The organism is Elusimicrobiota bacterium (genome assembly GCA_016182905.1).
In the GTDB taxonomy this organism is placed as follows: Bacteria; Elusimicrobiota; Elusimicrobia; order UBA1565; family UBA9628; genus GWA2-66-18.
In genome coordinates this window covers 1-21,265 of sequence record JACPFR010000058.1, presented here as the reverse complement: position 1 = coordinate 21,265, position 21,265 = coordinate 1, and the positions used below count along the sequence as shown (strand labels likewise).

Annotated in this window: 19 protein-coding genes and 2 tRNA genes; 14 read left to right on the top strand and 7 right to left on the bottom strand. The window is 68.6% G+C overall.

Annotation, left to right across the window (positions count from 1 at the left end):
- Positions 1 to 2 precede the first annotated feature (2 nt).
- From HYV14_17445 to HYV14_17420, 6 genes are all read right to left on the bottom strand, one after another.
- Positions 3 to 2,405, bottom strand: a complete 2,403-nt coding sequence (locus HYV14_17445; GenBank protein ID MBI2387773.1) for an Ig-like domain-containing protein — start codon at positions 2,403 to 2,405, stop codon at positions 3 to 5.
- A 131-nt stretch (positions 2,406 to 2,536) separates the two neighbouring features.
- A tRNA-Glu gene (locus tag HYV14_17440) sits at positions 2,537 to 2,608 on the bottom strand.
- A gap of 14 nt (positions 2,609 to 2,622) precedes the next feature.
- Positions 2,623 to 2,694, bottom strand: a tRNA-Lys gene (locus HYV14_17435).
- A gap of 32 nt (positions 2,695 to 2,726) precedes the next feature.
- Positions 2,727 to 4,193, bottom strand: a complete 1,467-nt coding sequence (gene hpnR, locus HYV14_17430; GenBank protein MBI2387772.1) for a hopanoid C-3 methylase HpnR — start codon at positions 4,191 to 4,193, stop codon at positions 2,727 to 2,729.
- Positions 4,194 to 4,257: 64 nt separating this feature from the next.
- Complete coding sequence (locus HYV14_17425; protein ID MBI2387771.1) at positions 4,258 to 5,811, bottom strand: hypothetical protein; 1,554 nt, start codon at positions 5,809 to 5,811, stop codon at positions 4,258 to 4,260.
- A complete protein-coding gene (locus HYV14_17420) occupies positions 5,808 to 6,431 on the bottom strand; it encodes a hypothetical protein (GenBank protein ID MBI2387770.1) in 624 nt (207 codons plus the stop codon). The genes HYV14_17425 and HYV14_17420 overlap by 4 nt, the downstream gene beginning before the upstream one ends.
- Positions 6,432 to 6,632: 201 nt before the next feature.
- Between HYV14_17420 and murB the strand changes: the two genes are divergently transcribed.
- From murB to HYV14_17350, 14 genes are all read left to right on the top strand, one after another.
- Positions 6,633 to 7,526: a UDP-N-acetylmuramate dehydrogenase gene (gene murB / locus HYV14_17415; protein ID MBI2387769.1), complete on the top strand. Its 894-nt coding sequence runs from the start codon at positions 6,633 to 6,635 to the stop codon at positions 7,524 to 7,526.
- Positions 7,519 to 8,319 carry a cell division protein FtsQ gene (locus HYV14_17410; protein ID MBI2387768.1) on the top strand — a complete coding sequence of 267 codons (801 nt, stop codon included), beginning with the start codon at positions 7,519 to 7,521 and terminating at the stop codon, positions 8,317 to 8,319. Before murB ends, HYV14_17410 begins: the two co-directional genes overlap by 8 nt.
- Positions 8,319 to 9,572, top strand: coding sequence for a cell division protein FtsA (gene ftsA, locus HYV14_17405; GenBank protein MBI2387767.1), 1,254 nt, complete (start codon positions 8,319 to 8,321; stop codon positions 9,570 to 9,572). Before HYV14_17410 ends, ftsA begins: the two co-directional genes overlap by 1 nt.
- Positions 9,573 to 9,574: 2 nt before the next feature.
- A complete protein-coding gene (ftsZ, locus tag HYV14_17400) occupies positions 9,575 to 10,699 on the top strand; it encodes a cell division protein FtsZ (GenBank protein MBI2387766.1) in 1,125 nt (374 codons plus the stop codon).
- Positions 10,699 to 11,778, top strand: coding sequence for a type IV pilus twitching motility protein PilT (locus HYV14_17395; GenBank protein MBI2387765.1), 1,080 nt, complete (start codon positions 10,699 to 10,701; stop codon positions 11,776 to 11,778). Before ftsZ ends, HYV14_17395 begins: the two co-directional genes overlap by 1 nt.
- A 15-nt stretch (positions 11,779 to 11,793) precedes the next feature.
- Entirely contained in the window at positions 11,794 to 12,513 is a 720-nt protein-coding gene (locus HYV14_17390; protein MBI2387764.1) for a deoxynucleoside kinase, read from the top strand.
- A gap of 109 nt (positions 12,514 to 12,622) precedes the next feature.
- On the top strand, positions 12,623 to 13,231 hold the full coding sequence (locus tag HYV14_17385; protein ID MBI2387763.1) for a polyphenol oxidase family protein: 609 nt from the start codon (positions 12,623 to 12,625) through the stop codon (positions 13,229 to 13,231).
- Positions 13,228 to 14,331 carry a histidinol-phosphate transaminase gene (locus HYV14_17380; protein MBI2387762.1) on the top strand — a complete coding sequence of 368 codons (1,104 nt, stop codon included), beginning with the start codon at positions 13,228 to 13,230 and terminating at the stop codon, positions 14,329 to 14,331. Before HYV14_17385 ends, HYV14_17380 begins: the two co-directional genes overlap by 4 nt.
- Entirely contained in the window at positions 14,328 to 15,035 is a 708-nt protein-coding gene (locus HYV14_17375; GenBank protein MBI2387761.1) for a (d)CMP kinase, read from the top strand. Before HYV14_17380 ends, HYV14_17375 begins: the two co-directional genes overlap by 4 nt.
- Entirely contained in the window at positions 15,032 to 15,628 is a 597-nt protein-coding gene (locus HYV14_17370; GenBank protein ID MBI2387760.1) for a 1-acyl-sn-glycerol-3-phosphate acyltransferase, read from the top strand. Before HYV14_17375 ends, HYV14_17370 begins: the two co-directional genes overlap by 4 nt.
- A 22-nt stretch (positions 15,629 to 15,650) precedes the next feature.
- Positions 15,651 to 16,859, top strand: a complete 1,209-nt coding sequence (locus tag HYV14_17365) for a S1 RNA-binding domain-containing protein (protein MBI2387759.1) — start codon at positions 15,651 to 15,653, stop codon at positions 16,857 to 16,859.
- On the top strand, positions 16,856 to 17,881 hold the full coding sequence (locus HYV14_17360) for a tetratricopeptide repeat protein (protein MBI2387758.1): 1,026 nt from the start codon (positions 16,856 to 16,858) through the stop codon (positions 17,879 to 17,881). The genes HYV14_17365 and HYV14_17360 overlap by 4 nt, the downstream gene beginning before the upstream one ends.
- The gene (gene lysA / locus HYV14_17355; GenBank protein ID MBI2387757.1) at positions 17,878 to 19,074 is read left to right on the top strand and encodes a diaminopimelate decarboxylase; all 1,197 of its coding nucleotides are present in this window, start codon (positions 17,878 to 17,880) and stop codon (positions 19,072 to 19,074) included. The genes HYV14_17360 and lysA overlap by 4 nt, the downstream gene beginning before the upstream one ends.
- Before the next feature lies 1 nt (position 19,075).
- The gene (locus tag HYV14_17350) at positions 19,076 to 19,336 is read left to right on the top strand and encodes a hypothetical protein (protein ID MBI2387756.1); all 261 of its coding nucleotides are present in this window, start codon (positions 19,076 to 19,078) and stop codon (positions 19,334 to 19,336) included.
- Positions 19,337 to 20,271: 935 nt separating this feature from the next.
- Here HYV14_17350 and HYV14_17345 read toward each other — a convergent pair.
- Complete coding sequence (locus HYV14_17345) at positions 20,272 to 20,778, bottom strand: hypothetical protein (GenBank protein ID MBI2387755.1); 507 nt, start codon at positions 20,776 to 20,778, stop codon at positions 20,272 to 20,274.
- Positions 20,779 to 21,265: the final 487 nt, after the last annotated feature.

Below are 21,265 nucleotides of genomic sequence, written 5' to 3'. Positions count from 1 at the left end.
GCTCAGGGCGCGGAGATCTCCCGGACGCTCATCTTCTTGTACAGCAGCCCGTTCGTGCCGACGTTGTCGCTGCGGAAATACACCGCGATGTTGGGGCGGCCGGTCTCGGAGCCGGGGCGCGCGTCGCTGTTGGTCAGGCGCAGCGCGGGGTCGATGCCCGACTTGCAGGGCGTGCCTCCGACCCCGAAGTTCTGGCCGTTGTCCTCGAGCTCGTTGACCTTGACCCAGGTCCCGCCGTTGGCGCCGTCGGTCAGGTCCATGTAGTTCTCGAGCTTGACGTTGCCGTTGGGCAGGTCGTACACCACCAGCTTGTAGCCGATCCAGGTCCGGTACGGGAGCGTCGACCACATCGCCTTGTTCTTGGTCGGCGACGAGGCGGGATGCTTCGTCTCCTTCTCGAAGTCGATGTGCCCGTCGTACCGGAAGCGGGCGCCGTTGCCGCGGCTGTCGCAGCCGTTGACCGTCTCGGAGGCCCCGTAGGCGCTGTGGTTCGTGCGCGTGTGATGGACGATGCCGCCGTACGCGGTGCCGCTGTCGGCGACGCGGTACGCGTACACCGTCGACTCCACGTTGCGCCAGCTCGACGTCAGCTGCGGGTCGTGGATGTACATGCGCGGGACCGAGCCCGACATCGCGAACACGCCTTTCCCGTCGGCGCTGTAGGTGGCGTTGCCCCGGCCGCGGAACCAGGGGTCGTACGGGTCGGCCTGCCCCGAGGAGAACGTGCGCGCCTTGCCGTTGTCCCACGTCGAGACCCAATCCTTCCCGCCGGAGGCCGACGCGTAGAGCTTCTTGATCCCGAACCGGTCCGCGGCGAGGTTCGCCGGCGGCGGGTTGTTGACCGTCACGGAGATCGAGGCGGTCCCCCGGTTGCCCGCCGCGTCCCGGGCCGTCGCGCTCAGCGTGCGCGTCCCGTTGGCCGACGCGGCGCTGTTCCACGCCAGCGTATAAGGCGGCTGGAGGAGCTCGGCCCCCAGGTTGGCGCCGTCGACCTTGAACTGCACGCCGGCCACCCCGATGTTGTCCGAGGCCGACGCCGAGAGCGCGACCGTGCCGGCGACCGTGGCGCCGGCCGCCGGAGCGGTGAAGGCCGCCGTCGGCGGGGTCGTGTCGAGGACCGGCGCCGGGGCGCCGGCGACCGAGAACGAGCAGACCTGCTGCGAGCCGGAGCTGGCGGAGGACCCCCAGTGGTCGAGACCCAGGACGAAGGCCTGCTCGGTGCGGAAGGCGTGGTCCCGCCCGATGAGGAGCTCGGACGCTCCGGGAGGGGTCACGTACGCCGAGTAGCGGCGCGCGACGGGATCCACGGCGAGACGGAAGTGATACTTCATCCCCGCCGAGTACGCGATCGGAGCCGCCGCGGCGTAGACGGAGCCGGCGCGCGCGTCGATGTAGCCCGCGTTGTTGAAGCGGACCGCGGCGGCGAGCTTGGAGTAGTCCGCGGCCGTGCCGAGGGAGAGGCCGGTCACGCCGTCCATCTTCGCGGCGCCCGGGACGGCGTCGAAGCTCGCGACGAAGGCCGCGCTCTGCGCCGGGAAAGCGGCTCCCTTCCACGCCGCGCCGACGGCGACGCACGACGACGGCGGCGGAGCGGCGTTGTTGACGGCGACGGTCACCGCCGGGCTGGTCCCTTTGTTGCCCGCCGCGTCCCGCGCGATCGCCGTGAGGACGTGGGGCGCGTTGGAGACCGCGCCGGTGTTCCAGGCCGCCGCGTAGGGCGCCCGCGTCGCCTCGGCGCCGACGTTGGCCCCGTCCGCCTGGAACTGCACGCCCGCCACGCCGACGTTGTCGGAGGCCGAGGCCGAGAGGGTGACGGCGCCGGAGACCGTGGATCCCGCGGCGGGCGCCGTGATCGCCGCCGTGGGCGGGGCCGTGTCGCCGCCGCCGAGCGCGAAGGCGCAGGCCTGGTGGCTGCCCGAGGTGGCGGTCAGCGCCCAGTTGTCGAGGACGGCGACGCCGGCCTGCTCCGTCCGGAAGGCGAAGTTCGTCGCCAGGGAGCGCTCCGAGCCTCCGGGAGGCGTGACCCACACGGAGTAGCGCTTGGCGGCCATGTCCACGGCGAGGCGGAACCCGTAGACGGCGCCGGCCGTGTAAGGGATCGACGCGTCGGCCGCGTACGTTCCGCCGCTGCGCGCGTCGAGGTAGCCGGCGTTGTTGAAGCGCACGGCGACGGCGAGGCTCGAGAAGCCCGTCGCGGCGCCCCGCGACAGGCCGGTCACGCCGTCGATCTTGGCCGCGGACGGCGCGGCCGTGAAGCGCGCGGTGAACGACCCGGCCTGCGAGGCGAACGCGTTGTTCTTGAAGGCGGTCGAGGCCGTCACGCACTGCGCGCTCGCGCGGGGAGCGGCCAGCGCCGCGGTCGCGGCCAGCAGAAAAGCCGTCAACGGCTTCATCGGGGATCTCATGGTCCACCTCCGTCGCTTAAGTGTAGGATGGAGGGACTCTCTCGGACCATGGCGCCGATGTAAGGAAAAAAAGACGGGGCCGGCCTTTCGGCCGGCCCCCTTGGGGGCGGAATCCAACCGGGCAAAAAATATGCCCCCAAGGGGAATCGAACCCCTGTTTCAGCCTTGAAAGGGCCGCGTCCTAACCGTTAGACGATGGAGGCGAAAAACGAAAACGTGAGCCGGGTGGGAATCGAACCCACGACCCCATGCTTAAAAGGCACATGCTCTACCCCTGAGCTACCGGCTCGGTAGAAGGATCATTATACCTAAAGGGCGCGGTCAAAGGGGAGCGTGGACGTACAGGCTCCTCCCGGCTCGAGGGCCGGCCGCGTCGGGCGGGGTCATCAGGAAGCGCGCGCGGCGCGCGTGCTCGGCGGCCTGGCGCTCGGCGTTGTAGACGCTCGAGAACTTGAACAGCATGCGCACGAAGTTCGTCTGCCCGCGCGACAGGCACTCGGCCGCGGTGAACGCCGCGCCCTTGAGCGTCCGCCACCCGAGATGCTTGCGGTTCAGCACCGCCTGAGTCGCCACCAGCTCCGCGTAGAACTTCTCCAGCGGCAGGCGCGTCGGCAGCACCGCGTGCTGCACGTCGAAGAGCAGGTAGTCGAGCGTCGTGAGGCGACGGCGCTCGGTCAGCCAGGTCTCGGTGCCCGGGTACGGCGTGTTCACCGTCAGGTGCACGATCTCCGGCACCGAGGCCGCCCACTCGCGCACGATCGCGAAGCGGCGCTCGTCCCAGTCGGGGTCGGCGATCACGTTGACCGCGACGCGCACGTCGAGCGACCGCGCGAACTCCAGCGCCTCCTCGTTCATGCCGAGGCTCACGCGCTTGCGGTGCGCCCTGAGCCCCTCCTCGTCGATCGCCTCGAGCCCGATGAACATGTAGCGCAGGCCGAGTTTGCGCCAATACCGGAAGACCTCCTTGTTGCGCAGCAGGACGTCGGCGCGCGTCTCGAGGTAGTACTGCTTATGGACGCCGAGCCGCTCGACCTCCTTGCCCACGGCCATGCCGTGCTCCGGGTGCACGAAGGCGACGTCGTCGACGATGAACACGCCGGGCTCGCGCACCGACGCGATGTCGGCCGCCGCGCGCGCCGGGGAGATCGTGCGGTAGCTGCGGCCGTAGAAGGTCCACGCGCTGCAGAACGCGCAGTCCCACGGGCAGCCGCGCGCGAGCTCGACCGACGCGCACGGGTCGAGCGAGCCGATGAAGTAGCGCGACCGCCGGCGCGTGAGGTCGCGGGCGGGCGACAGCGCGTCGAGGTCGTCGACGAACTTCGGCGGAGGCCCGACGCCCGAGGCGGAGACCGCTCCCGGCACCGTGTCGAGCGCGCGCTTGCCGGCCGCGGCCTCGAGCACGAGCGGCACGGAGCCCTCGCCCTCGCCGCGCACGACGCAGTCGAGCGCGCCGTCCGCGTGCGCGAGGAGCTCGCGCGCGGTGAACGACGCGCTGTGGCCGCCGGCGAAGACGAAGCAGGAGGGCAGGAGCGCGCGGATCCTCGCGGCCAGCTCGAGCACCTCGGGGACGTTCGCGAGGTAGTTCAGGCTGAAGCCCACCGCCTCGGGCTCCCACAGGACGAGCTCGCGCTCGAGCGCGGCGTGGTCGAACACCTGGAGGTCGATCAGGCGGACCTCGTGGCCCGCGCGGCGCGCCGCCTCGGCCACGAGCTCGATGCCCAGCGGCTCGAGCCGGAGGTAGATCTCGGAATGCATCAGGCAGCTGGGGTGGATGAAGAGCGCTCTCATGCGCTCAAGGTAGCAATCCGCTGCGACGCGCCCGAGACGGGCGCGTCACGCTTTCAAGAACGCGTCAGTCCTTGTCTTCGCGCCGGCCGAGCTGGTCGAGGGTGCGGCGCCAGACCTTGTAGAGGTCGGTGGCCTTGCGCCGTCCGGGGGGGAGCATCTGGTCGAGCGTCTGCCACCAGAAGCCGCCGCACAGCGAGCGTGGCATCGCGCAGGAGGCGGTCGTGTAGAGGATGGCGATGTCCTTGCGCGCGCCGTCGGCGTCGTCGGGGGCGAGCCACCAGTAGCCCTTGAGCTCCTCCTTCTCGACGTAGCCGAGGCTGGAGACCATCAGCTTCTGCCGCGGCAGCGCCTCGCCCGTCGCGTCGAAGGCGCGCTCGAAGCCCATGCCGAGGGGGTTCTCCTCGGGCTGGATGCTGAGCCCGACGACGTCGAGGTTGCGCCCGAAGCCGCGCTTGACCTGCGTCGGGATCCAGCCCGACAGAGCGTGCTCCTGATCGGGCGCGGTCTCCTCCCACGCGTAGAGCGTCGCGACGGTCTCGAGCTCGGGATCGAGCTCCTTGACCTTGTTGACGCCCGCGGTGTACGTGCGGTAGACCTGCTCCGGGGTGAAGGGCGCCGAGGCGCCCCCGATCCAGTCGCCGTTGAGCTCGGTGCCGACCTCCCAGCTCGGGATCTTGCCGCGGTAGTGGAGCACCAGGTTCTTCGTGCGCTCGGCGTACAGCTCGGGCGTCAGGGTCTTGGGCCACTGCGTCGCGTCGAGCACGCAGCCCATGACCTTGACCTTGTTCTTCGCCAGCTCCTCGACGACGCCGTCGTACTCGTTGAACGAGCGCAGCGACGAATAAAGGAAGTCGGCGGGGTTCGCGCGGAACACGAGGCGCACCCAGTCCGCGCCGGAGCGGCGCACGGCCTCGGCGATCCAGTCCAGGTCGTCGAGGCGCTTGAGCAGGTTCTCGTCGAGCGTCAGGCCGAAGCGCAGTCCCGGCGCGCGGCGCTCGTCGAGCGCGTGCTGAAGGCCGTGCTCGAAGAGCATCTTCTCCCACGCGAGCGCGGTCGCCTGCAGAGCCTTGTGGTACGCCTTGACGCGCGCGGGCGTCTCTTTCTGGCGCGCGGCCTCGGCCATCGCGTCCTTCGCGTCCTCGGCGAGCTGCTTGGCCTTCTTACCGGGCTTGTAGAGGGGCTGCCAGTCGCTGAGGCGGCGCTTCCAGGAGTCCTTGAAGCGCGCGTACTGCGTGACGGCGATCTCCTCGTCGAGGAACACGAGCTCGCCGTCGCCGAAGCCCGCGCCGCCCTTGTCGGCGCCGACCGCGTTGTAGCCGTCCTCGTCGACGGGCCAGACGAGCTCGAGGGAGGCGCGCTCGGCCTTGTCCCAGCTGCCGATCACGAGCTTGCCCTGCTGCGACAGCTTCACGCGCTGCCGCGGGGTCTTGCCGTCGGACGAGACGGCCCAGAGGGGGAGCCTCTCGAGGTCCGGGGTCTTCTCGTCGGCGCGCGACAGCCGCCGGGCCAGGCCCTCGGCGTCGAGGGCGTCGCCCTTCGCGTCGAACGCGAACAGCTTGACCGAGGCGGCGCTCGCGGGCGCGGCGAGCAGCGCGGCGAGGAGCAGGGCCCCCGTCACAGGCCCCGCCGCCGCCAGGCGTGCTTGATGTCCAGCCAATGGCCCGGGGCGAAGTAGAGGAGATAGGCGGACAGCCCGGCGAGCAGCCGCACGCGGGAGCCGACGTCGCCGCCGAGGAGCTGGATCGCGGTCAGCGCGGCGGCGACCGCGGCGATCCAGCGGAGCTTGACCGGGAGGACGAACATCACGAGGACCTCGCGGTCCGGAGCGAGGCGCGCGAAGGCGAGGAAGTTCGCCAGATGGACGGGCCCGTTGTCCCCGGGGGCGCCGGTCAGCAGCGCCGCGGCCGTCGACATGACCACGCCGATCGCGAGGAAGACGGTGAGCTTGAACTCGCCCCACGCCGCCTCCAGCGCGCTGAGCACCGCGAAGATCATCGCGAGCCAGAGCAGCATCCAGAGCAGGCTCGAGCGCGGGGGGACGATCAGGAAGGTGAGCGCGCGCCAGACCTGGCCGCGGAGCAGCGCCTCCGGGTCGAGCGCCAGCGCGCCGACGAACTCGGGCTTGGAGGCCGCGAACAGCGCGGACGCGGCCGTCATCGCGGTCAGGAGTCCGGGAAGCCCCGGAACGGCCAGAAAACCGAGACGGCGTTCGAGACGATCGACCCAGGCTCCGTCCATGGCGGCCAGAATAGCATAACCGCGTTACGCATTAATAACGGCCGCGAACGGGAAAAAGAATGAACCACCAAGACACAAAGAAAACGGAGAGAAAGTCAACGGCGAACGATTTTTGCCGTTAACTCTTCATCCGTTGCCGTTCTTCGTGACTTCGTGTCTTCGTGGTTCAGCCGTCGTGGTCTTAAAATGGTAAAAAGAGCCATGGACTGGATCGGGGAGCTCGAGCGCGCGGGGTTGTCGCCGCTGCGCGACGAGCCGCTGTCCCGCCGCACCAGCTTCAAGATCGGCGGCCCGGCCGACGCGTTCGTGACCGCGAAGACCCGCGAGCAGGCGTTCGCGTCCCTGCGCGTCGCGAGGGCCGCTGGCGTCCCGGTGTTCTTCCTCGGCTGGGGCTCGAACCTGCTCGTGCGCGACGGCGGCATCCGCGGGCTGGTGCTGGCTCTCGGCGGCGACTTCGAGCGCGTCGAGTTCCCGGGCCCCGGCCTCGTGCGCGCCGGCGCGGCCGTCCGCGTGCCGCAGCTGGTCGTGAGCTGCGCGGAGAACGGCCTGTCCGGGCTCGAGCCGATCGTGGGCGTGCCCGGCTGCGTGGGCGGGGCGCTCGTGATGAACGCCGGCACGCGCGAGGGGGAGATCGGGCCCTTCGTGGAGGAGGTCGAAACGCTCGACGCCGCGGGCCGCCCGGCCGTGATCCCCCGGTCCGGCCTGGTCTTCGATTATCGTTCTAGTAATCTAGGAAAATCGCTCGTTTTATCGGCCCTGCTCCGGTTGAAGCGCGGGGTCAAAGCTGATATAATGGCCGTCGTCGCCCGTCAGCAGCAGAAGCGTTTGCAGACCCAGCCCATCCATACCTTTAATGTTGGCTCCACTTTTAAAAATCCACCCGGTCTTTTCGCCGCGCAGATGATCGAGCGATCCGGCCTCAAGGGCCATGCCGTCGGCGGCGCCCGCGTCTCCCCGATGCACGCCAACTTCATCGAGAACTTCGCCGGGGCCAAGGCCTCCGATGTCCTCGCTCTCGTCGACCTCATCTCGGAGCGGGTCCGCGCGGAAAGCGGCGTGAAGCTCGAGCTCGAGATGAGGGTCGTCGGTGAATAACTTCCCGGCCCGCCGCCGCTACCGCGTCGTCGCCCGGCCGAAGGACAAAGCCCGCCGCGTCCGCGCCGCCGCCGCGTTCTTCGCCGTCGCGGCCCTCGGCGGCGTCGCCTTCGTCACGGTCCGCAAGCTCGCGGCCGACCTCCGCCTTCCGTCCGCCGCCGCCGCGGCCGTCGACGACGCCGCGCTCGTCGAGGGCCCCGAGCCTCTGCGCTCGCTGGCGCAGGCCGCGGCCGACGCGCAGCCCGGCACCGCCGGCGACAAGGCCGAGGCGCTCAAGGCGAAGTTCCCGTCGGTCTCGGACGTCCGCGTCCGCCGCGGCTGGACGGAGAAGACCGCGACCTTGACGCTCGTCGTCCGCCGCGCGGTCGCCGCCGCCACGCGCCGCGGCAAGCCCGCCGGCTACCTGGCCGACGACGGCACGGTGTTCGCCGCGCCCGAGGGCGCCTTCATGCTGACGGGCCCCTCGGTCGAGGTCGCGGGCGCCTCCGCCGGCGAGCTGTCGGCGCTCGCCCGCGAATGGCCGGTCCTCGCCGCCTCGGGCTCCTTCCCGGCGGCGCTGACCGGGATGGCCTACAGCTCGCCCGAGGACGGCTGGGAGGCGACCTTGGCCGACGGGACGAAGGTCCTGTGGGGACGCCTCGAGTGGACGCGCGAGAAGCTCTCGCGCCTGTCCGAGGCCGTCGCCGACGCGCGTTCGAAGGAGCCCGGCGCTTTTTCCGCGGACCTGCGCTGGTTCGAGGACGGGAAGGTCCTTCTCAAGCCGGCCGCGGCGCAGATGGGGAATCTGAGATGATGAAGAGGCAGACGAAGCAGGAGCTGGTGGCGGGACTGGACGTCGGCAGCGGCCGCATCACCTGCCTGATCGGCGCGCCCGACGCCGCGACCGGCACGGTCAAGGTGCTCGGCGGCGCCAGCGTGGTGTGCCGCGGCGTGAAAGGCGGCGTCGTCATCAATATTCTAGAGGCGGCCGCCGCGGCGACGCGGGCCGTCGAGGAGGCGGAGGCGGCCGTCGGCGCCACCGTGTCCCAGGTCTGGCTCGGCGTGCGCGGCAGCCACCTCCAGTCCTTCAACAACCGCGGCGCGTTCAACATCGCCCGCACCGACCGCGAGATCACGGCGGCCGACGTGGACTCCGTCGTCGGCAGCACGAAGGCCATCCCTCTTTCCTCCGACCGGGAGATACTCCACGTCGTGCCTCAGGGCTTCTCCCTCGACCGCCAGCGCGGCGTGCCGCACCCCGTCGGCATGGAGGCCTCGCTCCTCGAGGTCGACGTCCACATCGTGACCGCCTCGAGCGCGCACCTCAACAACATCATGAAGACCGTCGGTCAGGCGGGCTTCCAGGTCGTGGAGCCCGTGTACGGCCTGCTCGCCGCGGGCGAGCTGCTCGTGACGCCCGAGGAGAAGGAGCTCGGCAGCGTGCTGATCGACCTCGGCGGCCAGTCGCTCTCGATCGGCGTGTACTGCGAGGGCGCGATCAAGTACTCGAAGGAGATCCCGATCGGCTCCGACTTCATCACGCGCGACCTCGCCGTCGGCCTGAAGACCTCGATCGCGACGGCGGACCGCATCAAGATCGAGCACGGCATCGCGCACCCCTCCTTGCTCAACGGCGACGCCGACGTCGACTGCCACGGCATCGACGGCCGCACGCCGCTGCGCATAAAAACGAGCACCATGATGGGGATCATCCTGCCGCGCGTCGAGGAGATCTTCTCCGTCGTGGCCGAGGACCTGCAGAACTCCTCCTATGCGGACGTCGTCGCCCCGGGCGGCGCGATCCTCACCGGCGGCGGCTCGCTGATGCGCGGCACGATAGAGGCCGCGCACCAGATCCTCGGCGTGCCCGTGCGCCACGGCGTGCCGCATCCCGACATGGTGCATACGACGGAAGAGAAGTGGCTGTCGCCCGTCTACTCCACCGCCCTCGGCCTCCTGCTCTACGGCTCGCAGCCCCGCTGGGGGGCGACCGACGGCCGCGCGGTCAAGCGTCAGAAGCCGCTGTGGATGCGCAGGATCTCCGCGGTGCTCCAGGAGCTTTTCTGAGGATACAGCTCGCGGAAGATTTCGACGAGAAGCGCACCGTCATCAAGGTGGTGGGCGTCGGCGGCGCCGGCTGCAACGCGATCAACCGCATGGTCGAGTCCGGCCTGGCGGGCACCGAGCTCATCGCCGCGAACTCGGACGCGCAGGTCCTGCGCAAGTGCCAGGCGCACGTCAACATCCAGCTCGGAGAGCAGTCGGCGCGCGGCCTCGGCGTCGGCGGCGACTCGTCGAAGGGCCGCGCGGCGGCGCTCGAGAGCGAGGGCCAGCTGCGCGAGGTCCTTCAGGGCGCGGACATGGTTTTCGTGACCACCGGCATGGGCGGCGGCACCGGCACCGGCGGCGGGCCCGTCGTCGCGCGCCTGGCCAAGGAGCTCGGCGCGCTGACCGTCGGCATCGTCACGCGCCCGTTCGACTTCGAAGGCCTGCGCCGCGCGTCCATCGCCGAGCAGGGCATCCAGGAGATGCGCCAGTCGGTGGACACTTTGCTCGTCATCCCGAACCAGCGCCTCTTCGACGTCATCGACGCCGAGACCAACCACGACCAGGCCTTCCGCGTGGCCGACGACGTCCTGCGCAAGTCGGTGCAGTCCATCTCGGACCTGATCACCGTCCCCGGGCTCATCAACCTCGACATGAACGACCTGCGCGCGGTCATGAAGGACGCGGGCGAGGCGCTGATCGGCATCGGCGAGGCCTCGGGCCCCGGCCGCGCGCTGAGCGCGGCGCGCGAGGCGATGAGCTCCCCGCTGCTCGAGAACGTCGTCATCGACGGCGCGAAGGGCCTCATCGTCAACATCGCCGGCCGCCAGGCCACGCTGAAGACCGCCGAGATCGAGGAGATCGTCGCGACGATCCAGGGCACGGCGAGCCCCGAGGTCAATTTCAAGATGGGCAACGTGTACAACGAGTCCCTCGGAGACGCGATCCGCGTGACCGTGATCGCGACGGGCTTCCCGTCCAAGCGCTCCCGCGCGGCGTTCCGCCCGGCGGGCGGCCGCGCGGCCGGCCTGCGGCCCGCGCCGCTGGCCGAGGAGCCGTCGGACGCGCAGCTGCTCAAGAACCTCAACGAGACGGACCGCTGGACCAAGCCCGCCTACCTGCGCATGAAAGTGAGGAAACTCCGCTAATGACCCTGCAAGAACTGCTCCAGGTCCTCGTCAACAAGCACGGCAGCGACCTCCACGTCCGCGCCGGCGGGCCGGCTTACATCCGCGTCGATGGAGAGCTCATCCAGGCCGGCCCGGACGCGATACCGCCCGACCAGGTCGAGGCCATGCTCAAGCAGGTCGCGCCTCCGCGCGCGCAGAAGACCTTCGACGAGCGGGGCGAGTGCGACTTCTCGTTCCAGGCGGGAGAGGTCGCGCGCTTCCGCGTCAACGCGTACAAGCAGCGTCAGCGGCTCTGCCTCGCGGTGCGCTTCATCACGACCCAGATCCCGACCCTGCAGGACCTGCGTCTGCCGGTCGCGACGCTCAAGAAGATCTCCGACAACAGCCGCGGGCTCGTGCTCGTCACGGGCATCACGGGCGCCGGCAAGTCCTCGACTCTCGCGGCGATGATCGACTACATCAACGAGAACCGCGCCGAGCACATCATCACGATCGAGGACCCGATCGAGTTCGTGCACAAGGACAAGAAGGCGATCATCAGCCAGCGCGAGATCGGCGAGGACACGGCGACCTACACCGACGGCCTCAAGATGGCGATGCGCCAGGACCCGGACGTCATCCTGATCGGCGAGATGCGCGACCTGGAGACGACCCAGGCGGCGCTGACGGCCGCGCTCACCGGCCACCTCGTGTTCGGCACCCTGCACACGACGGACGCGATCCAGACCATCGGCCGCATCGTCGACCTCTTCCCGCCGCACCAGCAGCCGCTGATCCGCATCCAGCTCGCGGAGAGCCTGCGCGCGATCGTCAGCCAGCGCCTGCTGCCGTCGACCAAGGGCGGCCGGGTTCCGGGCGTGGAGATCCTCATCAACACGCCCCACGTCCGCAAGCAGATCGAGGACAACAAGGCCATCGAGATCGTCCAGGCCCTGCAGAAGGGCCAGTTCTACGGGATGATCACCTTCAACCAGTCGCTCGTCAAGCTGTTCAAGGACGGCCTCGCCACCGAGGCCGAGGTCCTGTCCGCCGCGTCGAGCCCGGACGACTTGAAGCTGGCGCTGCGGGGCATCGAGCAGGAAATCAAGCCGGCCTAAGAGAGGTTTTTCACCATGTTCGCAGAAGGCTACATCGGGATCGCGGGAACCATCGGCGTCGGGAAATCCACGCTGACGCAGGACCTCGCCAACGCGCTGAACTTCGAGCCCATCCTCGAGGAAGTGGACGGCAACCCTTATCTGGAGCCCTTCTACGGGGACATGAAGCAGTACGGCACCATGATGCAGGTGTGGCTGCTCAACCACCGCTTCCGCCAGCACCGGGAGTTCGTCACGCGCATCAGCCTCGGCAAGATCCGCGGCGTCGTCCAGGACCGCACGATCTGGGAGGACACGATCTTCGCGCGCATGCTCAACCAGCATCCCGACAAGATCATCACGGACATGGACTACAACACCTACCTGGACCTCTTCGACAACATGGTCCTGCGCGAGCTGGTGTTCCCGCAGATCATGATCTACCTCGACTGCAGCCCGGAGACCGCGATCAAGCGCATCAACTCCCGCGGCCGCATGATGGAGTCGGCGGTCAGCCTCGACTACCTGCGCATGCTGAAGGAGAACTACGACCAGTTCATCGGCGAGATGGAGCAGGCGGGCGTGCGCATCCTGCGCATCAAGTGGGAGACCTTCCAGCCGACCAGCGAGGTCGTGCGCATGGTGCATGAATACTCTTTGAAGCCTTCGAGCTTTACGAAGTGGGTCAGGCCCCTGCGAAGGACGCCGGCGATGAAGGCGAAGATCGCCGCTCCTCAGGAGAAGGCTCCTGTCTAACTCGGCTATCGCCGCCGGCGCCTGGATCGAGAAGGATGGTTTTCTCCTCGAGCCGCGGCTTTTTGCCTTGGGCCTGAAGCATGGGTTCACCACGCGCCGCATGGGTTCCATGAAAGAATCGTCCCAGCGGGTCGCGGCGTCCGCCGTTCTCGAGCTGCCCGATCCGTTGCTGTTGAAGCAAGTCCACGGCACCGTCATCCATCGCGCGGCCCATTCAGCGAACGGTCTCGAAGGCGATGGATGGACCATGGGCCCCGGGGACGAAGGTCTGTGCGTCGCCGTCTACGTCGCGGACTGCATGCCGCTCTATCTCTGGACCGACGACGGCAAGTACGCCGGAGTCTTCCACGCGGGCTGGAAAGGCATGGCCGCGGGGATGCCCGGAAAGGCGGTGGCGGCCCTCGTCGAGCGCGGAGCGAAGGCGTCGCGGCTGCAGGCGGCGTTCGGACCGCACATCAGCGCCGACGTCTACAAGGTGGGAGAGGACCTGGAGAACTCCTTCCCGGCCGCCTCCTTCCGGAGGAACGGCAGCGACGTTTTCCTTGACCTCGACGCCGACGCCCGGCGCCAGCTCGAGGCCGCCGGGGTGCCCGCGCGCATGATCGGCCCGGCGGCGCCCTGCACGCTGTCGAACGAGGACTCGTACCATTCCTTCCGACGCCAGAAAGACGGGGCCCGCATGCTCGCTTTCCTGTCGCTCGACCGGAGGCCCGCATGATCGCGCCCCGCCGCGCCCTGCGCGACGTGTTCCCTTACCAGCCCGGCAAGTCGATCGCCTCGGTCCAGCGCGAGCTGGGGCTGAAGTCCGTGGTCAAGCTCGCCTCCAACGAGAACCCCCTCGGCGCCTCGCCGCGCGCGATGGCGGCCTACCGCAAGGCGGAGAAGTCCTGCGCGCTGTATCCCGAGGGCACGAGCCCCGAGCTGCGCGAGGGCATCGCCCGCTTCCACCAGGTCGAGCCGGAGTCGGTCCTCGTCGGCAACGGCTCCGATGAGATCATCCGCCTCCTGTGCGAGGCCTTCCTCGACCCCGAGGACGAGGTCGTCGTCTCCCAGCACGCCTTCATCCGCTTCAAGCAGCAGGCCTCGATGATGGGCGCGCGCGTCATCGAGGTGCCGATGACGGACTGGACGCACGACCTGACGCTGATGGCCAAGGCCGCGAGCCCCCGCACGAAGCTCGTCTTCGTCGCCAATCCCAACAACCCGACCGGGACCTACAACACGCTCGACGAGGTGTCGGAGCTCCTCGCCGCCGTGCCGAAGACCGCCCTCGTCGTCCTCGACGAGGCCTACTACCAGTACGCGGAGGAGATCCCGGGCTATCCGAAGAGCCTTCCCGGCCTCGTCCGCGAGCACGAGAACCTCGTCGTGATGCGCACCTTCTCCAAGGCCTACGGCCTCGCCGGCCTGCGCGTCGGCTACGGCGTCGCCGATCCCGAGATCACCGGCTGGCTCGACCGCATCCGCATGCCGTTCAACGTGAACCTCCCCGCCCAGCGCGCCTGCCTCGAGGCGCTCAAGGACGACGCCTTCGTCCGGCGCGCGGTGACGGCCAACGACGCCCAGCGCGTCGTCGTCGCGCGCATGCTCGGCGAGCTCGGCTTCGGCGTCGGGGAGTCGGCCACCAATTTCGTCTTCGCGCGCTCGCCGCTGCCGGGCCGGGAGCTGTTCAAGTCCCTGCTGCGCCAGGGCGTCATCATCCGGCCGCTCGACGAGTACGGCCTTCCGCACCACGTCCGCGTCTCGATCGGGACGCCTGGTCAGAACAAGGCCTTGTTCGTCGCCCTTAAAAACGTCCTCGCGAAGGTGCCCGCGTGACGAAGCGCAAGGGGCTCGTCATCGCGATGGACGGCCCCGCCGGGGTGGGCAAGTCCACCGTCGGCAACCTCGTCGCGAAGAGCCTCGGCTACAAGTTCATCAACACGGGGGAGATGTACCGCGCCTTGACCTGGAGGGCGCTCGAGGACGGCCTCGACCTGAACGACAACGAAAGGGTGCTCGCGCTGGCGAAGAGCCTTCGATGGGAATTCAAGCCCGTCGAAGAGGGCGGCACCACCCTGAAGACCTTCATCGACGGCACCGGGGTCACTTTGCAGATCCGGGAAGAGCGCGTGAGCGTCAATTCCTCCCTCGTGGCCGGGAACCCCGGCGTCCGCAGGTTCCTGTCCAAGCTCCAGCGCGAGCTGGGCGAGGGCGGCTCGATCGTCATGGAGGGGCGGGACATCACGACGAACGTGTTCCCCGACGCCGACGTGAAGATCTACCTCGACGCCAGCCCCGAGGAGCGCGCCGACCGCCGCTACCGGCAGCTCAAGGCCGCCGGCCAGGAGGCCGACCGCGACAAGATCCTCGCCGCGATCCTCAAGCGCGACCTCAACGACCTCAAGCGCGAGATCAACCCTTTGAAGCAGGCGCCCGACGCGCTGGTCATCGACTCGACGAAGCTGACCATGCACGAGGTCGCCGAGAAGATCCTGCGCCGCATCCGCAGAGGCGCGAAGGCGAACGGCCATGGAAGATGAACCCCGCCGACGCCAACTTCCCGATGCGGGTGCTGTCCGAGGACGTCGTGAGAGCGGTCCTCGGCTCGATCTGGGGCATCAAGGTGACGGGCCTGGAGAACATCCCTCTCGAGGGGCCGGTCATCCTCTCGCCCAATCACGTGAGCCTCGTCGATCCGCCGCTGGTGGCCGTGGCGGTCTCGTCCCGGCGCCGGCCCTTCGGCATCGGCAAGAAGGAGCTGTTCGAGAAGCCGGTCCTCGGCTGGTGGCTGCGGGGCACCGGCTCGTTCCCGATCGACCGCCAGGGCGACGCGACGTCGGCGATGCGGGCCGCCCTCGAGGTCCTCGGCAAGGGCGGGGCGCTGTTCATCTACCCGGAGGGCACGCGCGTCAAGCCCGGGGAGAGGCGCGCGCCGAAGGCCGGGGTGTCGTTCCTGTCAGCGCGCACGGGCGCGCCCGTCGTGCCGATCCACGTGCTCGGCACGGCCGAATTTCCCCGGAGATTCCCGCTCGAAGTGCGGATCGGCGCGCCGCTGGCGCCGCCGAAGTCGGAGGACCGGGAGACCGGCCTGGCGTACGCGAAGGATTTGATGGAAAGAATTTATTCGCTTTAGCGATAAACGAGGAGGCGTACATATGGATCAGAACACGAACTTGAACGCGAAGGCCTGGGAGGCCGCGGAGCCCGAGGAGGGCGATTCCGCCGCCGAGACCGGCGGCGAGACTATGGAGTCCCTTCTCGCTCAGCAGTCGGCCACGGTGGACAAGCTCGCCGACCGCAAGGTCGCCTGGGTCAAGGTCATCACGCTGACCAAGGACTCGGTGCTCGTCGACGTGGGCGAGAAGAACGAGGGCGCCGTGCCGCTCGTCGAGTTCGTCGAGGACCTCTCCGCGCCCAAGTCGCCCGCGCCCCAGGCCGGCCAGCGCGTCCCCGTCATCAAGCTCGGCGGCCGCGACAAGGCCGGCCACGTGGTCCTGTCGCACCTGAAGGCGAAGACCGAGCTCGGCTGGGAGATGGCGATCAAGGCCCACGCGGAGAAGCAGCGCGTGCGCGGCATCGTGAAGTCCTCCGTCAAGGGCGGCTTCATCGTCGACGTGCAGGGCGTCCAGGCGTTCCTCCCGGCGTCGCTCGCGGACCTGCGCCCCGTGCGCCAGCCCGAGAAGATGATCGGCACCGGCGTGCGCTGCATCGTCATCGAGGTCAACCAGTCCAAGCGCCAACTCGTGCTCTCGCGCAAGGCGGTCCTCGAGGACGAGGCCGGCAAGCGCAAGATCAAGATAATGGAGGAGCTGCGGGGCGGCGAGATCCGCATCGGCCGCATCGTGCGGGTGTCGGCCGATGGTCTTCTCATCGATATCGGCGGGCTCGAGGGCACGGTCCGCCCCGCCGACATGGCCTGGGGCGTCGCCAAGCCCGGAGCTTTCGAGCGCGGCCAGAAGCTGAAGGTCAAGGTGCTCTCGAAACCGGACAAGCCGGGAGACCCCGTCTATCTCGGCATCAAGCAGCTCCAGCCGAACCCGTCGGACGCGATGCGCAAGAAGTTCGCGCCCAAGTCCACGGTGACCGGCAAGATCACGGAGGTCGGCGCCCACGGCGTGCGCTTCCAGGTCGACCCGAAGACCGTCGCCTTCGCGCCCGCCGCGGAGTGCGACGCCGACGTGATCTACAACATCGGAGACGAGGCCACCGGCATCGTCACCGGCATCGACTCGCAGGCGTTCGAGGTCCGCGTCTCGCTGGCCCGCTTCAACGAGATCAAGGACCGCAAGCGCGTCGCGCAGTACATGAAGGCCCCGCCGCCCCTGACGCTCGGCCAGATCCTGTCCCCGGAGGACGAGGGGTGACCCACAAGGTCGTCGACGAAGTCCGCCTGAAGCCGGTCAAGAGCCCCTGGCCCTTGGCCGGCGGCTGGCTGAGCCCGTGGGGCGCGGCCCTCACGGCCGCCGCCTCCATCGTCGTGCTGTTCACGGCGCTGGCGTTCATGCTGCGGGAGAAGCCCCTGCCCCGGCACAACGCGGATTTCCCGCCGCCGCCGCAGGTCGCGAGCAAGATCCAGGCGGCGCAGGAAAGGCTCAAGGCGAACCCTCAGGACATCTCGGCGCTCGTCGAGCTGGGGACGCTGAAGTTCGAGAAGGGCAAGGACTCCTACGTCGAGGCGATCGGCGACCTCGAGGAGGCGCGCGACCTCGGCGCGCTCGATCCGCGCATCTTCTACTGCCTCGGCATCATGTACCAGGAGGAGGGGCTGTTCCCGTTCGCGCTGACCGAGTACAAGCGCTTCCTGCGCCACTACCCGGAGGACAAGGAAGTCCGGATGCTGACCGCGAAGCTGTACTACCGGATGGGGCTGTTCAACGAGGCCGTCGGCGAGTACGAGCGCCTGAAGTTCCAGGATCCCTCCGACCCCCTCATCGAGGAGAACCTCGGCCTGAGCCTGTGGGGCGGCAAGCTCGTCGACCGGGCGGCGGGCTCCTTCGCCCAGCTCAAGGCGCAGGGCGGAGACTACGCGCGGCGCTCGGAGTTCTACCTCGGCCAGATCGCGCTCGAGGCGGGCAAGTACCAGGAAGCCTACGACCACTTCGTCGCGGTCGGCGTCAGCGAACTCCCCGGCCTCGATCCCCAGCGCGCCCCGACGGGCCTCGCCATGGCCGCCCAGAAGCTGGGCAAGTGGGAGGAGGCGCGCGCGGCGTGGGAGGCGGCGCTGAAGGCCGCGCCCGGCGACGCGAAGGCCACCGCGGCCCTGCGCGAGGCCACGCGCCGCGCCGGCGCCCTCAAGAAGGCCGCCGACGCCGCCGCCGAGAAGGCGCGCAAGGCCGCCGAGAAAGCCGAGAAGGCGGCGGCCGCCGCCGCGGCGAAGAAGAAGTGAAGGGTCTTGCGGCGCTCGCGCGCCGCTACGGCACGCCCCTGTACGTCTACGACGCCGCCGTCGTACGGGACCGCTACCGCGCCCTGCGGGGGGCCTTCACCCGCCCCGTGCTCGTCTGCTACGCGCTGAAGGCCAACTCGAGCAGGGCCGTCGCCTCGGTGCTCGCGCGCGAAGGCGCCGGCGCGGACATCGTCTCCGGAGGGGAGCTCGTCCGCGCCTTGCGCGCGGGGTTCGCGCCCGCGCGCGTCGTGTTCTCGGGCGTCGGCAAGACCGAGGAGGAGATGGCGGCGGGCCTGCGCGCCGGCGTGAAGGCCTTCAACGTCGAGTCCTCCGAGGAGCTGGACGCCCTGGCCCGCGTCGCGGGCCGCCTGAAGAAGAGGGCGCCCGTCTCCATCCGCCTGAATCCCGACGTCAACGCGAGGACGCACCCGCACATCACCACGGGGCGAGCCGAAAACAAGTTCGGCGTGGAGACCAAGGAAGCCCTGGCCCTCTACCGGCGCGCGGCCCAGGACCGCCGCCTGCGCGTCACGGGCCTCCAGTGCCACATCGGCTCGCAGATCACCTCCCTGGAGCCCTACAGGCGCTCCGCGGCCGCCGTGGCGGCTCTGGCGGCCCTTCTGAAGAGGCGTGGCATACGGCTCGATTTCGTCGACCTGGGCGGTGGCCTGGGCATCACCTACAAGGACGAGATCCCTCTGGACCCGCGCGCCCTCGTGAGGACCCTGGAAGCGGCGTTCGCGGGGCAGCCGGAGCTCGAGCTCCTCGTCGAGCCGGGGCGCTATCTCGTCGCCGACGCGGGGCTGCTGCTCACGAAAGTGCTCTACCGCAAGCTCACCTCGAAGCGCCGCTTCGTCATCGTCGACGGGGCTATGACGGACCTCCCGCGCCCGGCGCTGTACGACGCCTGGCATCCCGTCGAGGTCGTCGCGCCCCGCCGCGGGAAAAAGACCATGGCGGACGTCGTGGGTCCCGTCTGCGAGTCGGGGGACTTCCTCGCGCGCCAAAGGCCGCTCCCTCCGCTCGAAAGGGGGGACCTCCTCGCCGTGCTGAAGGCCGGCGCCTACGGCTTCGCCATGAGCAGCCAGTACAACTCCCGTCCGCGCGCCGCCGAGGTGCTTCTGGACGGGGGGAAGGCGCGCCTGGCGAGACGAAGGGAGACGTACGAGGACCTGACGAGGGGGGAACTCTAGCGTGGCGAAAAACAAAAACACCATGAAGAAGGATCGTCCCGCTCCGCCGCTCCCGTCGGAGCCGCTCTCGCCCCACGGGAAGCTGCTCGCCGGGGCGGGGGGAGTCCTCGTGATCGCCGGATTCGTCCTTCTCTCCTTCGCCGACGCCCAGGGCCGCAACCTGCCCGCGATGGCCTCTCCCTTCCTGCTGATCGGCGGCTACGCCGCGATCGGCGTCGGCCTTTTCCTGCCTCCCGTCCCTCCCCTTCCTCCCTCCGCGTAAAACCGAAAAAACCACCTCAGGGTTTTTCCTTCCGTTTTTGAGCTCCGCCGTTCGGTGTTTTTTCCGATCCCGCGGACCGGCTCCCGATCCCGGGGTCTTCGATGGTTTTTTCGGTTCGACCCCTCCCGACCCTTTTTTCCTTCCGTAGTCTTTTTCGCGGCCCCCGGATCCTCCGGAGCCGGGCGATTTCTTGCCTGGTTTTTCGGCCTCCAGCCCCTGGTTCCCGAGGTGGTTTTTTCGGGTGCCCCGGGATCCCCGAAAACTTGGCTGCTCTGGTCCCTGGTCTTTCATGGTGTTTTCGGCCTTCCCTGATTTCCCGGAAGTCGCCCGGATCTTGGCTGGTTTTTTGGACCGCTTACCCTAGGGCCTGAGGTGGTTTTTTTGGCGTGCCGGATCCCGATCGCCGGGTCCCGGTCGCCGGGTCCCGAAAAACCTGCCAAGTTTCCGGCCGCCTTTGGTGGTTTTTTCGGCCGTTCGGCCGATCCGGAGGTACCCCGGCCCTGGGCCTTTCATGGTTTTTTCGGCCCTCCGGATTCTGCCCAGGATCCTCCGATTCTTGCCTACTTTTTGGCTGATTTTCGGCCGGCGCAGCCGAGTTCCGCCCAGATTTCCCGGAACTTCCAGGGGGGCTTCGACTGCTAATTTAGAATATCTCACAAACCGTGACGTTTGGCGTTAAAATACGTTATCCATACGAGATAAATCGCTCGAAGTTGCGTGAGACTGTCGCTGGGCCTGCATCAGCCGAACCCATTCCAGAAGTAACATAATAAATATTATCAATAGTAATGCAAACAGGGCGTTGGATGAAATCGTTCGTTGTTTTCAGGTCCCCCGTGAGGCCGTCCGGCGGCCGCAAGGCCGCCAAGCTCCAGGTCTATCGAAAGCGCGGGGCCGCCATAATGGCCGTCATTCGAGCCCCCGATCCGTTGCCGTTAAGCCCGCTTGCCCAGCACCGTCGCCGTCAGCTGTTCGGCCAATAACAGGGCCTTGATCTTGCCCGTGGCCGTGAGCTCGTACCGCCGCGACCGGCGCGAGCCCGATGACAGCAGCTCGCCCTGCGCTATCGCGTCCTGCAGGGTCCGGTCCATGCGCCCTATAGGATACCCCGACGCCCGCAGCCACTTGGCCACCATGGTCGCCGTGGGCTTGGGCTGGCTGAGGAGCCGTTCCGATGCCATCAGGAGCACCAGACAAGCGTCCTTGCCCGCCTTGTCGCCGCCCTGGATCTTGCCGCGCAAGGTCAGGCCCCCGCTCTTGGCCTCCACCACCGCGTTCCACTCGACCCGCGGTTCGCGCCGCGGGCCCTCCGCGGCGCCGCCGGCCAGGGGCGTCTGGCGCAGCACGAACTCCTCGCGCTCCTGGCGCACGAATTCCGCGTCGCCTTCGACCTCGAGCTCGGCTCCGTTGGGCAGCTTGAGTCTGACGCGATGGGGGTTCATGTCCTTATTATCTCATATGTCAGCAAAAAGGTCTACCGGCTGTGGATAAGTCATGAACAAGTGAATAGGCCGCTCTGTGTCGTTTGTATATGACGAATCGTCTGACTTAAGATTGAACGATAAGACATATACGACGGAGTAAGGACATCGAGCGGTGAAAGCCCTGGGGATAACTTCGGGGATTCCTCGACGAGGAATGCCGGGTTCCGGCCCCCCTCCCCCCACCCTGGGCCGTGGTTGCCTGGAGCTCCGTTTTAGGACAAGAGATCCTGGCCATGGGTGGCCGGGAGAGGGATGCAGGCGGCGGGACGGGCACGCCGATGCCCTCAAAATCGGCCGGAAAGGCCCCTAGGAGCCTGAGCAATTAGTCGGGCCGCCACACTGCAGCGGCATTTGCCCCCCAACGGAATGGCCGCCCCCGCGGGGGGCGGCCAGGATCGTCGCCTTCGGCGCCGATCTGAGAAAGGGCTGCTCACCGATTGGGTTC

What these genes read in the sequence shown, in the direction of transcription:
- HYV14_17445 (MBI2387773.1), bottom strand. Translation starts at nt 2,405, where the DNA reads ATGAGATCCCCGATGAAGCCGTTGACGGCTTTTCTGCTGGCCGCGACC.
- hpnR (MBI2387772.1), bottom strand. Translation starts at nt 4,193, where the DNA reads ATGAGAGCGCTCTTCATCCACCCCAGCTGCCTGATGCATTCCGAGATC.
- HYV14_17420 (MBI2387770.1), bottom strand. Translation starts at nt 6,431, where the DNA reads ATGGACGGAGCCTGGGTCGATCGTCTCGAACGCCGTCTCGGTTTTCTG.
- murB (MBI2387769.1), top strand. Translation starts at nt 6,633, where the DNA reads ATGGACTGGATCGGGGAGCTCGAGCGCGCGGGGTTGTCGCCGCTGCGC.
- ftsA (MBI2387767.1), top strand. Translation starts at nt 8,319, where the DNA reads ATGAAGAGGCAGACGAAGCAGGAGCTGGTGGCGGGACTGGACGTCGGC.
- HYV14_17395 (MBI2387765.1), top strand. Translation starts at nt 10,699, where the DNA reads ATGACCCTGCAAGAACTGCTCCAGGTCCTCGTCAACAAGCACGGCAGC.
- HYV14_17390 (MBI2387764.1), top strand. Translation starts at nt 11,794, where the DNA reads ATGTTCGCAGAAGGCTACATCGGGATCGCGGGAACCATCGGCGTCGGG.
- HYV14_17385 (MBI2387763.1), top strand. Translation starts at nt 12,623, where the DNA reads ATGAAAGAATCGTCCCAGCGGGTCGCGGCGTCCGCCGTTCTCGAGCTG.
- HYV14_17380 (MBI2387762.1), top strand. Translation starts at nt 13,228, where the DNA reads ATGATCGCGCCCCGCCGCGCCCTGCGCGACGTGTTCCCTTACCAGCCC.
- HYV14_17370 (MBI2387760.1), top strand. Translation starts at nt 15,032, where the DNA reads ATGAACCCCGCCGACGCCAACTTCCCGATGCGGGTGCTGTCCGAGGAC.
- HYV14_17365 (MBI2387759.1), top strand. Translation starts at nt 15,651, where the DNA reads ATGGATCAGAACACGAACTTGAACGCGAAGGCCTGGGAGGCCGCGGAG.
- HYV14_17345 (MBI2387755.1), bottom strand. Translation starts at nt 20,778, where the DNA reads ATGAACCCCCATCGCGTCAGACTCAAGCTGCCCAACGGAGCCGAGCTC.